Annotated in this window: 13 protein-coding genes; all 13 read left to right on the top strand. The window is 47.1% G+C overall.

Going from position 1 to position 15,321, the window contains the following annotated elements:
- Positions 1-340 precede the first annotated feature (340 nt).
- The 13 genes from FRZ06_13470 (at position 341) to FRZ06_13410 (ending at position 15,189) form a co-directional block, all read left to right on the top strand.
- Positions 341-2,326 carry a PAS domain-containing protein gene (locus FRZ06_13470; protein ID QOX64278.1) on the top strand — a complete coding sequence of 662 codons (1,986 nt, stop codon included), beginning with the start codon at positions 341-343 and terminating at the stop codon, positions 2,324-2,326.
- 429 nt (positions 2,327-2,755) lie between these two features.
- Positions 2,756-3,121, top strand: coding sequence for a hypothetical protein (locus tag FRZ06_13465; GenBank protein QOX65934.1), 366 nt, complete (start codon positions 2,756-2,758; stop codon positions 3,119-3,121).
- 124 nt (positions 3,122-3,245) lie between these two features.
- Positions 3,246-4,232, top strand: a complete 987-nt coding sequence (locus FRZ06_13460; protein ID QOX64277.1) for a thiamine pyrophosphate-dependent dehydrogenase E1 component subunit alpha — start codon at positions 3,246-3,248, stop codon at positions 4,230-4,232.
- Positions 4,229-5,197 (top strand): alpha-ketoacid dehydrogenase subunit beta, encoded by a 969-nt coding sequence (locus FRZ06_13455; GenBank protein QOX64276.1) that lies wholly within the window; start codon positions 4,229-4,231, stop codon positions 5,195-5,197. Before FRZ06_13460 ends, FRZ06_13455 begins: the two co-directional genes overlap by 4 nt.
- On the top strand, positions 5,198-6,283 hold the full coding sequence (locus tag FRZ06_13450) for an ATP-NAD kinase (protein ID QOX64275.1): 1,086 nt from the start codon (positions 5,198-5,200) through the stop codon (positions 6,281-6,283).
- The gene (locus FRZ06_13445) at positions 6,283-7,668 is read left to right on the top strand and encodes a 2-oxo acid dehydrogenase subunit E2 (GenBank protein QOX64274.1); all 1,386 of its coding nucleotides are present in this window, start codon (positions 6,283-6,285) and stop codon (positions 7,666-7,668) included. Before FRZ06_13450 ends, FRZ06_13445 begins: the two co-directional genes overlap by 1 nt.
- Before the next feature lie 54 nt (positions 7,669-7,722).
- Positions 7,723-9,111 (top strand): dihydrolipoyl dehydrogenase, encoded by a 1,389-nt coding sequence (gene lpdA / locus FRZ06_13440; protein QOX64273.1) that lies wholly within the window; start codon positions 7,723-7,725, stop codon positions 9,109-9,111.
- Positions 9,112-9,455: 344 nt separating this feature from the next.
- Complete coding sequence (locus FRZ06_13435) at positions 9,456-9,818, top strand: DUF3870 domain-containing protein (protein QOX64272.1); 363 nt, start codon at positions 9,456-9,458, stop codon at positions 9,816-9,818.
- A gap of 296 nt (positions 9,819-10,114) precedes the next feature.
- Complete coding sequence (locus FRZ06_13430; protein ID QOX64271.1) at positions 10,115-11,479, top strand: dicarboxylate/amino acid:cation symporter; 1,365 nt, start codon at positions 10,115-10,117, stop codon at positions 11,477-11,479.
- An 85-nt stretch (positions 11,480-11,564) separates the two neighbouring features.
- Entirely contained in the window at positions 11,565-12,926 is a 1,362-nt protein-coding gene (locus tag FRZ06_13425; protein ID QOX64270.1) for an aminotransferase class III-fold pyridoxal phosphate-dependent enzyme, read from the top strand.
- A gap of 72 nt (positions 12,927-12,998) precedes the next feature.
- Positions 12,999-13,814, top strand: a complete 816-nt coding sequence (locus FRZ06_13420; GenBank protein ID QOX64269.1) for a 3-keto-5-aminohexanoate cleavage protein — start codon at positions 12,999-13,001, stop codon at positions 13,812-13,814.
- Positions 13,815-13,873: 59 nt separating this feature from the next.
- Positions 13,874-14,554, top strand: coding sequence for a CoA transferase subunit A (locus FRZ06_13415; protein ID QOX64268.1), 681 nt, complete (start codon positions 13,874-13,876; stop codon positions 14,552-14,554).
- The gene (locus FRZ06_13410; protein QOX64267.1) at positions 14,542-15,189 is read left to right on the top strand and encodes a CoA transferase subunit B; all 648 of its coding nucleotides are present in this window, start codon (positions 14,542-14,544) and stop codon (positions 15,187-15,189) included. Before FRZ06_13415 ends, FRZ06_13410 begins: the two co-directional genes overlap by 13 nt.
- Positions 15,190-15,321 lie beyond the last annotated feature (132 nt).

The raw sequence follows: 15,321 nt of genomic DNA, 5'->3' as shown, positions 1-15,321 counted from the left end.
CTTCTCTGGCTTCCTTTGGGCTGTTTGCAGAGTCCCGCGTGTTATTCTGATAAGATTGTGATAAATTTCTGATAAGATCCTGATGACCCTTAAATCTATTATAACAAATATTGTATGAAATAAAAGCAGAGAAACGCCGAATTGCCATCAAAATCACAAGATGTCATAGAAAAAATTGATCAATATGAGAAGAATTGAAAATATATCAGGAATGGTAAAGAAGGAATCCTGAATGGTCAAGAACAGATGATACGATCAAAAATGGATTGTATCAATTTCATAAATTAATTTTGGCGGAAACAGATGAAACAATTGATAAGGTGTGATATGATTCTCAATAATGAAAAAACAGGGAGGTCTTATGGTTACGCTGGAAGAAAAGAAACATTGGTGGGAGGAATATACTTACCATGGCAGGATTCATGAAAATGTGCCGGAAGCTATAGCAATCTCCTGGAAAAAATGCCGTCAGGCAAATGTTGATCCTTTCGATGGAAGAGGGAAACGGGTATCTGAAGCTATCTTGGATAGTATATTAAAGGAGAACAAGTGGCTGATGGAGATCGCTGAGCCGATCATGCAGAACCTATTCAATCTTGTGATGAATTCTCACTTTTTGCTGGTAATCACCGACAGCTGTGGCTATATTCTTGATACCATCGGAGATACGGACGTCAATAAGAAGGCGGAAAACCTGAGATTTGAGCGCGGCATGCTCTGGAGCGATGAGGAGGTGGGCAGCAACGCCATCGGGATCGCGCTTGATCAGAACCTGCAGATCCAAATGGCAGGAGCGGATCATTACTGCCTGACCCATCATGAATGGACCTGCGCAGCGGCGCCTATCCACGGTCTTGATGGGCAGGTGGTTGGTTGCATTAATATTTCCGGCAATGCTGAAGAGATGCACTGTCATTCCCTTGGAATCGTGGCAGCGGCAGCCTTTGCCATAGAAACACAGATCCGGCAGCGTCATAGCTATGATTTGATGTATACTGCATTGAATAGCTCATCGGATGGAATCATTCTTTTAGACCTTGATTTTCGCAGCATCTGGATGAACGAAGCGGCAAAAAATATATTGGGAACCAGCTTAGATGAATTGGGCCGGTATGATTTCAGAAAGATTATGACTGAGTTCAATTGGGAGAATGAAGAACGATGGAAGTCGGGCAGACCATCCAGCCGAACCGATTGCAAGCTGAAGCTCAACGATCAGATCTTTGGATGCAGTGCCAGTGTTTCGCCGATTCTTTCTGACGGAAGAGTGACTGGTTTTTCTGTATCCTTTAACAAACTTGAAGCCTTGTTTAAAACAGTAAATAAGGTTACCGGTAATCATGCCTCCTATACCTTTGACGATATCTATTTTAAAGATCCACTGATGGGCAGGACTCTTCAGATGGCACAGAAATATGCGAAATATGATGGCTGTATCCTCATCGAAGGAGAGAGCGGCACTGGCAAAGAGCTGTTTGCACAGGCAATTCATAATGCCAGCAGCCGTTCGGAAGGACCTTTTGTTGCAGTGAATTCCTCATCTCTTCCCAGGGATCTTGTGGAAAGTGAACTTTTTGGCTACGAGAGGGGGGCCTTCACTGGAGCGCTGAAAGAAGGAAAACCGGGGAAGTTTGAACTGGCCGATCATGGTACCATCTTCCTGGATGAAATCGGGGAGATGCCGCTGGAGTTTCAAGCAAAGCTGCTTCGTGTCGCGCAGCTGCACAGTGTTCAACGTTTGGGAGGAAAATATGAAAAAAAACTGGATCTCAGAATTATTGTGGCGACCAATCGGAATCTGAAAGAGGAAGTGCTGCAAAAACGATTTCGTGAGGACCTGTATTTTCGCTTTAATGTATTAAAATTGAATATACCGCCTCTTCGGGAACGGCCGGAAGATATTGCTTGCTGTGCCCAGCGATTTTTAAATCATTTCAATGACCGGTATCCAGATCAGAAGAAGGAAATCACAGAGGGCTTTATCCGTTCTCTTCAAGCTTACGACTGGCCGGGAAATGTTCGGGAACTTCAAAACTACATTGAGAAGACTTTTTACTTAAGTCAAAATACCTTTCTTTCGGATCAGATTCCTCTTGTTGATTCCGGTGAACCAGTGGGGCTTGAGCAAACAGAAAAGACAAGGAATCGGAAGGCGGGGCTGACCTTAGAACAGATTGAGACGGAAAACATAATGGAGATGCTAAAGGACTGCGGAGGCAGTGTGGAACTGGCGGCTGAGCGTTTGGCGATCAGCAGAGCGGCTCTCTATAGGAGGCTGAAAAAATATGGAATCAACACCCGGGAACTCCGAGGAAAAACCGTATAAAAGGAGAATTCAGCAGCTTATAGACCCTTATTCTGAGAAAAATGGCAGAAGGCAAAAAATTGCAAAATCGTAAAAAATATATTTGAATGAGAAAAATAAATTTATGAAAATGAGAAATGGTGTGCTTTTCAGCAATGAAGAGTACACTTTTTTCTTTTTTGTCTCTATGATCGATATGAATTCTTCTTGTGAAAATCCAGAATAATTCAAGGTTTCTGCAAAGGCGGCGGATAAGAATTTCGAAAACGGAACTTTTATCATGATGTTGGCACGATAACTGCTAATTATAATTGCACATTGTTTTTATAATGACATTGAGACCCTCCTTTGACAAGATACAACACGCCTGAACAACGGCAGTGGGCAAATTTGCCTTTGCAAACCGTGTTATACCTTGTCAAAGGAGGGTACGGAAGGGAGAGAGGAAAAATAGGCAGATATGTGATTGAATTCGGCCTGGGAATGGACTTCCACGGTCAGGATGTGAACAAGGCGGCTCAAAAAGCAGTGAAGGATGCCATCTCTAAAAGCTGTCTCTGTGGACTGGAGGAGGTACTTCACCTGAAGGATCTCAGCCGTGATGTAAGGATTGAAGTGATCCTTGGCGTTTCTGATCCCGCTAAGATCAGAGAAGAGGATATTAAAGCCTGCTTGCCCATTGGAACTGTTTCGGTCAGGGCAGCAGCAGGAGGACTTCAAGTTTCGGGGCTGTATCTTCCCGGTTTTGGAGATCAAGATGACAGCATCGAAGTTGCGGTTGCCTGTATTGAAGTTTGGATTGATCAGAATGAATAAACGGATGCAGGATGGGCTGGGAAGGAAGATTGCTGCCGGCGCTGTTGGGATCGACCGGAACAGGAAATAACAAAGAATAGAAGAAATATAGAATAAGAAATAAGAGACAGAAGGAGATGGAAGGATGAAAGTAAAAGAAACAAACATACGGGATTTATATCTTAGTATGAAAAAAATACGCGCATTTGAAACCACAGCCATGGACGTGTTTGCCGAAGGAAAAATTCCCGGCTTTGTACATCTATACATTGGTGAAGAAGCGGTGGCAACAGGCGTCTGCAGCCACCTGAGAGATGACGATTACATAACCAGTACCCACCGCGGGCATGGTCACATTATTGCAAAGGGCGGGGATTTGAAATACATGATGGCAGAGCTCTTTGGAAAGTCCACGGGATACTGTAAAGGAAAGGGAGGCTCCATGCACATTGCGGATGCTTCGAAAGGGATTCTTGGTGCCAACGGAATCGTTGGAGCGGGACACAACATTTCTGTAGGTGCGGGCCTTTCTGCAAAATACAGAGAAACGGATCAAGTTTGTGTTTGCTTTTTCGGAGACGCATCCACGAATCAGGGAACCTTTCATGAATCACTCAATCTAGCCAGCATCTGGAAGATTCCTGTTGTTTTCGTGTGTGAAAATAATAATTACGGTATTTCTATGAGCCAGGAAAGACACCAAGCCATCAAGAATGTTGCTGACAGAGGAGCGGCTTACGGAATTCCGGGAATCACCGTAGACGGCAATGACGTCTTTGCTGTAGCAGAAGCCGCAGGAGAAGCAGTCAAGCGTGCAAGAAGCGGTCTGGGACCTACCCTTCTGGAATGCAAGACCTATCGACACAGAGGGCATTTTGAGGGAGATCCGGGCTCGTATAAACCTGCAGATGAGCAGGCTGAATGGCTGGAGAAGGACCCTATCAACAGACTTGCCAGCTATATGAAAGAAAATGATATCCTGACGGAAGAGGGAATCCGTGAATTGGATGCGGCCATCGACAGCGAGATTGAAGCGGCAGTGAAGTTTGCTCTGGAAAGTCCTGAACCCGAACTGTTCCGAGCTGTTGAAGATATTTACGACGATATCATTGAGGAGGTGCGTGCACGATGAAAAAGATGACCTATGGAGAAGCCATACGCGAGGGTATGAGTATCAGAATGAGAGAGGACAAAAATGTTCTCGTATTTGGAGAAGATGTGGGCGCATTTGGAGGCTGCTTCGGCGTGACTGCTGGGATGTTTCAGGAGTTCGGTGAAAAACGGGTACGGGATACACCCATTTCTGAAGGCGTTATCATCGGTTGCGCTGTGGGTGCTGCCGCTACCGGGCTGAAACCCATTGCTGAGCTGATGTTTATCGACTTTCTGACAGTGGGAATGGATCAGCTTGTCAATCAGGCAGCAAAAATGAGATATATGTTCGGCGGACATATCAGCCTTCCTATGGTTGTGCGCCTTCCAGCAGGGGGAGGAGTCTCCGCAGCCGCGCAGCATTCTCAATCTCTGGAAGCATGGCTGACCCATGTGCCGGGGCTGAAGGTGGTATATCCCGCTACTCCCCAGGATGCATTGGGCCTGATGCTGTCGGCCATCGATGATAAAGATCCTGTCATGTTTATTGAACATAAAGCAATGTATGCACAAAAGGGAGAGGTCAAGGACTTCAGTCCCATTCCGCTGGGCGTGGGTGATATCAAGCGCCAGGGCAGTGATGTTACCATCATTGCAACGGGCAAGATGGTTCATGAAGCCTTATCCGCTGCCGCAGAGCTTGAGAAGGACGGGATCAGCTGTGAAGTGCTGGATCCCCGGACTCTTTACCCTCTTGATAAGGAACTGATCAGGACTTCTTTGGAAAAGACCCATCGGGCAGTCATCGTTTCAGAGGAGAATAAACGAGGAGGTTACGGAGGAGAAATTTCAGCAATGATCTCCGAGGAATTCTTCGATTTGCTTGATGCGCCCATCGCTCGGGTGGGTGCACTGAATACCCCAATCCCATTTGCGGTATGCCTGGAGCAGTACGTGCTGCCAAATGCAAAGGATGTCGTAAGCGCGGTCAAGGGGATTCTGTAAATGGGTCAATCCATAGGAATTATTGCAAATCCAGCATCGGGGAAGGATATTCGACGCCTGGTCTCCTATGCCACGGTGATCGACAATCAGGAAAAAGTGAATATGCTGAAACGAATCGTTCTTGCAGCGCAGAGTTTTGGCATAGATCAGATCTATTTTATGCCTGACTCCTTTCAGATGGGAGTGCGGGTGATCCAGGATCTCAATGCGGACCATTCTTTGAAGGCACGCTGCGAAATTTTGGAGCTGCCGTGTAAAGATTGCACCGGTGATACCACTATGGCAGCAAAAAAAATGGAAGAGCTGGATGTTGGCTGCATCATCGTTTTGGGCGGCGACGGGACGAGCCGGGCTGCAGCAAAGGGTGTAAAAAATACGCCCATTCTTCCGATTTCAACTGGAACGAACAATGTCTATCCTGTTATGGCAGAAGGAACTGTTGTTGGTATGGCGGCGGCTTTCGCGGCAAAGGGATTCGCAGAGGGAAGCGCGCTGGAGGAAATTTGCATCAGAGATAAGAGGCTAGAGCTCTATCTTAATGGAGATTTTGTTGACATTGCCTTGGTTGATGCAGTCATTGTAGAGGGTCAGTGGATCGGAGCAAGAGCGATTTGGGAAACGGAACGAATTAGGGATATTCTGGTTACCAGATGCCATCCTGCCAGTATCGGGTTTTCCGCAATTGCGGGAAGTCTCACTGTCGTGACGCCAGAAGAAGACTTCGGTTACACGGTGAAGGCTGATTTCAGCAAAGAACGGAAAACCGGCGGGAGCCGGAACGGAACAACCAGTGCGGAGGTCCTGGCCCCTGTGGCTGCGGGACTTCTGCAGCCCTTCCAAATTGGAAATCATGGCAAACTTCAGATCAACAGAGACTATCAATATAAGATGAAAGAAAACTGCATGGTGGCACTCGACGGTGAACGGGAACTGCGGCTGAGAGAGGGAGATCTCCTGACCTTTCGCATAACAAGAGAGGGGCCCCTGCGTGTGGACATCAAAAAGACCCTGGAGAAGGCCTGCTATGCAGGAGGTTTTCGGCTTTCACAAGAAAGACAGCAGGGATGGAATAAGGAGGAATCGTAGTGGCCAATGTGTTGGTAATGCCCAAACTGGGTTTGACAATGACAGAAGGAACCATAGCAAAATGGCATAAAAAAGAGGGAGATCCCGTGAAAGCGGGAGACTTGCTCTATGAGGTGGAAACGGATAAGCTGACCAATGAAATAGAGGCAAAAGAGGAAGGTGTCCTTCGGAAAATCATTGTTCCGGAAGGGGCGTCCGCCGTTTGTTTAGATCCCATTGCAATCATCGCCGGTGCAGATGAAGATATCACTGGACTTGCAGGAAGCACCAAACCGGAGGAAGGGCAAACGGCAGCGGCTGATGACACGGGCTTGAACAGCCCTGCTGGAGTTGATCTTGCACAAGGATTGATCAGAGTGCCAGGGGAGCGTATCATCGCATCCCCCGCTGCAAAAAAGCTCGCAATAGAAAAAGGTATTGATCTGGAGAAAATCCCCGGAACTGGACCAAACGGAAGAATTACGCTGAAGGATGTGGAGGCGTTTGACGCGACATCTGATGCGTGGAACGCTTCGGCAGTTCAAGCTGCTTCTGCTGTTTCCTCTCAGGTCTCGGAAGATCCTGCACCGCGACAAAAATCAACTCCGATGGCAGAGAAGATCGCTGCGGAGCTTCAAGTGAGGCTCAGCGAAGTCTCTGAAGCTGGCAAGAGAACAACAAAAGCAGATGTGATGGCTTTTGTTCAATCTGATGCACAAGTACACGCACAGCCAGAGCGCACTGCTGCCATGAGCGGCATGCGCAAGGTTATTGCTAGGCGAATGAGCACAAGTCACAGCACGTGCCCGACGGTTACATACGATATCAGTATTGATATGTCTGCGCTCAAATCCATTAAGGACGGCTTGAAACAAGAGAACGTTAAAGTTTCCTACACCGATTTGCTGACCTATATTGCAGCTAGAACGCTTCCTGAGTTTCCGCTTATGAATTGTTCAGTGGATGGAGAAACGCTGATCTATAAAAATTATGTGAATATGGGAATTGCGGTTGCGCTGCCCGATGGCCTTGTGGTTCCGGTAATCAGGAATGCTCATTTGAAGGGTGTTTCAGAGATCTCAAAGGAGCTGATTTCTCTATCAGAGGATGCAAAAAACGGAAAGCTTGATCCGGATGCGCTGAAGGGAGGAACCTTCACCATTACAAACCTTGGTATGTTTGGAATTGAAAGCTTCTCCCCCATTATCAACCTCCCGGAGGTGGCGATTCTTGGTGTGAATACCATCCAGATGACACAGGTGTATGAAAATGGTGGCTTTACAGCGAAACCGCTGATGAAGGTATCTCTTACCGCAGATCACAGAGCTGTTGACGGAGCAGTTGCCGCTCAATTCCTGGCAAGGCTGAAGAAAAAGATGGAGAATCCGTATTTCCTTATGTTATAGGCACCGATCAGATGTTAGGAGGCAAGGATCAAATGAATAGGAGGCAAGGATCAAATGAAAATTGCAGTAATCGGAGGCGGCCCCGGCGGGTATGTGGCGGCAATTCGAGCCGCCCAGCTCGGCGCTGAGGTAACGCTGATTGAAAAAAATAAACTGGGCGGCACCTGCTTGAATGTGGGCTGCATCCCAACGAAAGCACTGCTTCACAGTGCGGGTCTACTGGATGAAATCAGAAACGGTGCTGAGGCCGGAATCATTGCTGAGGCAAAGCTTGATTTTTCCAAAACCCAGAACCACAAAGCGAAGGTGGTAAATCGTCTGGTCTCCGGTGTGGGCGGTCTGATGAAAGCCAACAAAATCAGAGTGATACAGGGGACGGCTTCTTTTCTGAAAACTAATTTACTGAGAATCGTTACAGAAAAAGGAGCGCGGGAAGAAGCCTTTGATAAGATCATCATTGCGTCCGGTTCCCTTCCATCTGCACCGCCCATTCCGGGAGCGATGCACCCCAGATGCATCGACAGCACCGGAGCCTTGGCCCTGCAAGAAGTTCCTTCGTCAATGGTCATTATTGGAGGAGGAGTCATAGGGGTCGAACTGGCTACAGCATATGCCTCCTTTGGAACGAAAATTACCATCGTGGAAATGATGCCTGAGATTCTTCCGATGATGGATGGAGAGTTGACTCAGATGGTGAGAAAGAACCTGGAGCGAAAGGGGATCAAGATCCTCACGGCTACCAAGGTGATTTCCATAGAGGGCAGGGAAGAAGCAGCAGACGTAAAGGTTGAGACCAAAGAAAGCCAAGAGATCATTACAGGAGATAACGTTCTGATTTGTGTAGGCAGACGTCCTGATACAGAGGCTCTAGGATTGGATCGGGTCAGTATCGCTTCAGAACGCGGCAGAATCAAGATCAACGAATATATGCAAACTTCCTGCCCTGATGTTTACGCTGTAGGAGATTGTGCCAGTCCGATTATGCTCGCTCATATCGCATCTGCTCAGGGAGAACTGGCGGCAGAGCATGCTGCAGGGCATCAACCGGGAGCATATCTTGAACAGACCAATCCCTCCTGTGTCTATACGGAGCCGGAATTTGCTGCTGTGGGTCTGACGGAGGAAAAGGCAAAGGCACTGAACCTTGATTATATTGTGGGAAGATTTCCACTTGCCGCCAACGGAAAGGCACTGATTATGAATGGCGGAGAAGGAATGATCAAAGTCATCGCTGATGCCAAATACCAAGAGGTTTTGGGTGTTCATATTCTGGGACCACGTGCTACAGATTTGATTGCCGAGGGGGCGCTTGCCATCCGCTTGGAGGCAACCCTCAATGAGTTGATTACAACAATACATGCCCATCCTACTCTTAGCGAGGCTGTACGCGAGGCTGCCCTTGCTGCAGAGAACCGGGCAATACACTATATCAATCAAGGATGATCATAGATGAATCATGGATGAAACCCTCCGTGATCCGAAAACCCGTCGCCGGCCAGAAGTCTGCGGCGGGTTTTTCTCTCCTCTGGTACGAACCGAGGGCGGTTAGAACCGATAGCGGTAAAATTTTCAGAAAAATTAAAAAAGTGTTGCTTTTTGAAATCCTCCTATGCTATGATAATCACGTAAAAGTGAATGAACGAATTGTTACTTTGTTTGTGTCATGATCAGAGATGATAAATGAATAAGCAGACAAAACCTAGCAAACATAAATATGCAAGTGTTTTTATGTTTGTTTTTTTGTTATATGGAGCAATATTCCGAACGTGTTACTGACGGAATAAAAAATGAAATACCCGGAGAATACGATGAAACAATACAGTGAAAACAGCATCTATCTCAGCGCTTATTCCAAGCTTCCATCGGAAATGCCTTCCGCTGAGATATACAAAGCCATCGACATTGGGCTGGTGATCAATGTGGATACCGGTGAAATTGAAGACGCTTCCGTTACGCTTCTGACGGATGAGGCAAGAAATTTTTTAAAACAGATCATCTTGGGATACAATCTGAACCAGGATTCCATTGAACCATTGATCGCAAAAATTAAGAAGAGATATCACGGCGCATCGCAAAAAGCGATCTGTGTGACCTTAAAGCTAATCTATGAGAAATATGTACAATGGCGAAGAGATCGAAAAACAGAGTAATTGCGCAGAGAACAGATAACATAACGCGCAAAGATCAAAATACATAATGCGCATAGATCAAAGAACATACACGCAAAGATTAAAATCGAAAAACAGAATCATGAGAACTGCTTTAATCGTGAAAGGAACGATCCCGTTTCTTTATAAAGGATTAGAATCCAGTGAGATGCAAGCAACGCTTTCGGCGAATTTGCATTTTCCTGGATTTTTTCATTTCCCGATGATGCAAAAAGGAGAAAGCAGCAAATGGCTGCCTATAAGAGTTAATTTAAGCGCTTAAATAGATTATTAACATTATGAAAGGAGAACAAAATATGGTTTTACCCACAGCGGGGAAAAAGAAAATGTCCCTGGTAAAAAAAATTTTTATTGGCTTGATCGGAGGAATTATCGTCGGGTATATCCTCAATTTTCTTGGTGGAGCCAACAATGAAATCATTGCTGCTTATATCTTTCCCTTTTTATCGTTTCTGGGAAATCTATTCATCCGCCTGATCAGAATGGTGGTCGTGCCACTGGTGCTGTTCTGCATTATTGACGCAGCCGTTTCGCTGGGAGATATCAAAAAGCTTCGAACCATTGGGCTGAAAACGATTGCTTTTTTTCTGGCAAGCGGAATGATTGCGGCGAGCATCGGTCTGATTCTTGTCAATATTATTCAACCGGGCCGAGGAATACAGATTGGGGAGATAGAAAGCAATATCACTGTTAATCAGATCAGCGGACCTTATGAAACAATATTAAATATGATACCAACCAATCCTTTTGCATCTCTGTCAGCAGGCGACATGCTTCCTATCATTGTCTTCGCCTTATTTTTAGGCCTTGCGCTCATCGCCATAGGTGAGAAGGCTGCACCTGTTGCAAAGGGCATCAAGACATTGGCAGATGCGATGTTCCGAATGATTACCTTTATTCTCGGAATTATTCCTTTCGGTGTATTTGGATTGATGGCAGTGGCTCTTGGCACTTACGGTGTGGAGATCTTCGGGCCGGTACTGAAGTTTATTGCTGTAGATTATCTGGCAAACTTTATCATGGTTGCGGGTGTATACGGTCTCTTCCTGACTTTTATTGCAAAGGTGAATATCCGTACCTTCTGGAAGCATGCCTTCGAGCCATGGCTTTTGGCATTCAGCGCCTGTACTACCAATGCAGCATTGCCTCGATCGATGAAGGTGGCGCCGAGGCTCGGAGTGCCGAAAGAAATCTCCAACTTTGTACTGCCTTTAGGCGCTACAGCCAACATGAACGGTACCTGTATTTATTTCGCAATCATCGTACTGTTCGCAGCACAGCTTTACGGAATCGACCTACCCATCAGTCAGCAGATTCTGGCCGCTGGAACTGCTACATTGCTCAGCGTGGGCTGCGCAGCAACACCCCAAATTGGTCTGGTAATCAGCACCACCTTGCTGACTTCTTTGGGATTTCCCCTTGATGCCATCGCGCTGGTTGCTGGAATCTATCGGATCGTAGACCAGGCCCATACCTCCACCAATGCTACCGGGGATATTGTGACGGCTCTTTGTATCGCATCCATTCAGGGAGAATTGGATCGGGAGCAGCTGGCGGCAGCGGCTAAAATGACTCCGGCAGAAATGGCTGAATTTGATGCGAAGATTGATGCAGAGGACGGACTGTTGTCGGAAGCCTGTTGATCAAGGAATTCCAAAAGCCTGATCAATTCAAAGAAATGAAAACCGTATGCAGCATGTGAAAACATAATAATGGAGAGGAAATCAAATGAGTTTAAACAAAGCACCAAACAATAATGTCTTTTACAGGAATCAAAACTGGTCCTATCCCAGAATTGTGAAGGGTGAAGGAGTATATCTGTATGGAGAAGACGGGAAACGTTATCTGGATGCCTGCTCGGGATCTGCGGTAGCCAATATCGGACACGGAAACAGCGAGATTGCCGAGTATACCAAGGAGCTGATGTCGCGGATTGCATTCACCCATTTATCTCGCTGGACGGTGGACACCATAGAAGAATGCGCCCGCAAAGTATGTCAATGGACTCCGGGAGACCTGAACCACGTATATTTTGTTTCTGGCGGCTCAGAGGCTACGGAAGCTGCCATTAAGCTGGCAAGACAGTATTATGTGGAACGGGATGGGGGGAAGACGTCTAAATGGAAGGTAATTTCAAAATGGACTTCCTTCCATGGGAATACCTTGGGAGCACTTGCAATTACCGGTATCACAGGCAGAAAAAAGATGTACGATCCGATGCTGGCTCAATTTCCCAAAATTCCGCAGTTCTATCACTATCGTAACCAATGGGGCTGTGAGACCTTGGAGCAGACCAGTATCCGGTGCGCACAGGCATTGGAGGATGAAATCCTGAAGCAAGGTCCTGAAAATATCATGGCGTTCATCAGTGAGCCTGTTGTTGGGTCTGCCGCTCCAGGTGTTCATCCTGCTCCCGTTTACTTTAAGATGGTCAGAGAAATCTGCTCCAAGTATGACGTTTTGTGGATCGACGATGAGGTGATGGCTGGCTTTGGAAGAACCGGAAAGAAGATGGCAATCGAGCATTTCGGCAATGCAATTCCAGATATTATCTGCACAGCAAAAGGAATGAGCTGCGGATATACACCCATCGGAGCCGCAATTGCAAACGATGAAGTGTTCCGTACCATCATGGTGAATGGCTCCGGCAGTTTTCACCACGGTCATACCTATGCTGGGAATCCACTTTCGGCTGGAATCTCGCTGAAGGTTCTGGAAATCATGGAGCGGGAACGTTTTGTGGATCATTGCGAGGCGCAGGGTGAGTATCTGATGAAGAGGCTTCAGGAGCTCTACAGATATCCCATAGTGGGAGACATCCGAGGGAAAGGGCTGATGATAGGAATCGAATTTGTAAAGGATCAGAAGACAAAGCAGCCTTTCGAGCCATCGGAAAAGGTAAATACCATCGTTAACAACCATTGTTTAGAACTGGGAATCTCTCCCTACCCCGGAGGTGGTTCCGCAGACGGATTTAGAGGTGACCATATGCAGATCACTCCTCCGATCAACATCAGCAGGGAGGAAACGGATGAATTGTTTGCAGCTCTGGAAGGCGCAATTAAAAAAACCTGCGAAGAGATCCTATAATGACCTTGGGGTCTGGATCTGGTCTTTTCGAACAAGCGGGAAGCCCTGTTGAAAATGAAAAAGGAGTTTAAAATGGAGAAATTGATCGTAACGGTTGCTCATACCGGAAACGTGCCGACAAAGGCAATGAATCCCCATACCCCGGTAACAGCGAGGGAAATTGTCGATAACATAAAACAATGCGCCGTGCTCGGTGCGTCTGTGGCGCATATTCATGTCAGAGATGAAAATCAGATGCCTACCAGTGACAGAGCCATTTTCCAGCAGGTTTTGAACCTGCTGGATCAGGAAAGGGTCGATGTGATCCGCCAATTGTCAACGGGAGCCAGAGGCGGTGAGAATACCGTGGAATGGCGAGGTCAGATGCTGGATTTGAACGCCCAAATGGCCAGCCTTGCCACGGGGTCTTCCAACTTTCCAGGAAGCATTAATGGGAATTCTCCTGATCTGATCGAAGCTCTGGCCATAAAAATGAGAGATAATGGCATCAAGCCGGAAATTGAGGTATTTGATCTTGCAATGATTTCCAATGCAAAACGCCTGCTGAAAAAAGGAATTTTGGTCGGGCCGCTGCACTTTAACCTGGTAATGAATGTTCCCGGCTCCGTGGAAGGAAGTCCGAAAAACCTCATGTTTTTGGCAGACAGCCTTCCGGAAGGCTCGACTTGGACGCTGACTGGCGTTGGCAGGCCTCACGTACAACTTGCTGCTATGGCTATTGCCATGGGCGGCCATGTGAGAACCGGTCTAGAGGACGTGGTGGAATATGAAAAGGGGATTCCAGCCACTAATGCAATGCTGGTGGAACGCATCGTAAAGCTTGCCCAAGCGATGGGAAGAGCAATTGCGACGCCTGAAGAGGCAAGAAGGATTTTGAACCTGGCCTGAAAAAATGAGATAAAGTGAATCAGTAGAAGTTGAATTTCAGGCAGAAGGAGCAACGGACAATGAAAACGAAAATCATGACAGCATCGGAGGCAGTGGCCGGTATTCAGAACGGAGCAACGGTAATGGTGGGTGGCTTCATGGCTTGCGGAACTCCCGAGATCCTCATCGACGCTCTGGTGGAAAAAGGTGTAAAGAATCTCACGATTATATGTAATGATGCAGGCGTGCCTGGAAGAGGCGTCGGGAAACTGCTTTCGAGCGGTCAAATCAAGACGCTTATCGCATCCCATGTAGGACTCAATCCCGAGGTCGCTCGGAGAATGAATACCGATGTCGAAGAAGATAAATTAGAGTGTATCCTGGTACCACAGGGGACACTTGCGGAAAGAATCCGTGCAGGTGGGGCAGGCCTCGGCGGCTTTCTGACTCCAACAGGAGTGGGAACCATTGTCGCGGAAGGGAAAAACGTCATCAACGTGGACGGAAAAGACTACCTTCTGGAAAAACCATTAAAAGCAGAGTTTGCTTTGATCAGAGGCTCGGTAACTGACAAGTTCGGCAACACCACATATAACGGGACCACAAGAACCTTCAACCCGATGATGGCAGCAGCCGCAGAGTATGTAATTGTTGGAGCCTGTAAAATCGTAGAGATCGGGGAGATTGATCCAAACAATGTTGTAACATCCGGCATCTTCGTGGATGCTATCGCAGGAGGTGAGAAGCCGTGGCAGATATAAAGGAAATCATCGCTGCGAGAGTAGCAAAGGAGCTCAATGACGGTGACGTTGTGAATCTTGGAATCGGACTGCCAACCTTGGTGGCAAACTTCCTGCCTGAAAATGTGAATATCGTACTCCAGTCAGAAAACGGCATCATGGGTATGGGGCCTGGGGCGGAGAAGGGCAAGGAAGACGCTGATATCGTCAATGCGGGAGCCCAGTACGTAACGGTGAATCCCGGCGCTATGTTCTTTGACAGTGCCACTTCCTTTGGAATTATCCGGGGAGGCCACGTGGATGCGACGATTTTGGGAGCCCTTGAAGTAGACCAGCACGGAAACCTGGCAAACTGGATCGTACCTGGAAAGATGGTGCCAGGAATGGGTGGGGCTATGGACCTGGTGGTAGGTGCAAAAAAAGTAATCGTTGCGATGCAGCACACCCAAAAAGGCGCACACAAAATCCTGAAGGAATGCAGACTTCCCTACACCGCCATCAATGTGGTAGACATGATCATCACGGAAATGGGTGTTATGGAGATCACCCCCGCTGGGATATTGCTGACAGAGCTTCAGTCAGATTATACCGTTGAGCAGATTCGGGCAGCCACGGAAGCGGAGCTTATCATCAGCCCCGACCTGAAGATGATTTAATCAAAGAGTGTCACATTTAAAATACAGCCATAATCAAGGGGTCCTCTCAAATTAGTTTTTGAGAGGACCCCTTGAAATGATTTAGAAATGATTGGCTATTGAAATGATTTGACAAGATGGAAGCCTCATCAT

It is taken from the genome of Clostridiales bacterium (assembly GCA_015243575.1).
GTDB lineage: Bacteria > Bacillota > Clostridia > Peptostreptococcales > Anaerovoracaceae > Anoxybacterium > Anoxybacterium hadale.
This window is presented reverse-complemented; position numbering and strand designations above follow the sequence as displayed.

Excerpts from the sequence above, each read along its gene's own strand:
- FRZ06_13470 (QOX64278.1), top strand. The coding sequence starts at position 341 with ATGAAAAAACAGGGAGGTCTTATGGTTACGCTGGAAGAAAAGAAACAT.
- FRZ06_13460 (QOX64277.1), top strand. The coding sequence starts at position 3,246 with ATGAAAGTAAAAGAAACAAACATACGGGATTTATATCTTAGTATGAAA.
- FRZ06_13455 (QOX64276.1), top strand. The coding sequence starts at position 4,229 with ATGAAAAAGATGACCTATGGAGAAGCCATACGCGAGGGTATGAGTATC.
- FRZ06_13450 (QOX64275.1), top strand. The coding sequence starts at position 5,198 with ATGGGTCAATCCATAGGAATTATTGCAAATCCAGCATCGGGGAAGGAT.
- lpdA (QOX64273.1), top strand. The coding sequence starts at position 7,723 with ATGAAAATTGCAGTAATCGGAGGCGGCCCCGGCGGGTATGTGGCGGCA.
- FRZ06_13435 (QOX64272.1), top strand. The coding sequence starts at position 9,456 with ATGAAATACCCGGAGAATACGATGAAACAATACAGTGAAAACAGCATC.
- FRZ06_13430 (QOX64271.1), top strand. The coding sequence starts at position 10,115 with ATGAAAGGAGAACAAAATATGGTTTTACCCACAGCGGGGAAAAAGAAA.
- FRZ06_13425 (QOX64270.1), top strand. The coding sequence starts at position 11,565 with ATGAGTTTAAACAAAGCACCAAACAATAATGTCTTTTACAGGAATCAA.
- FRZ06_13420 (QOX64269.1), top strand. The coding sequence starts at position 12,999 with ATGGAGAAATTGATCGTAACGGTTGCTCATACCGGAAACGTGCCGACA.
- FRZ06_13415 (QOX64268.1), top strand. The coding sequence starts at position 13,874 with ATGAAAACGAAAATCATGACAGCATCGGAGGCAGTGGCCGGTATTCAG.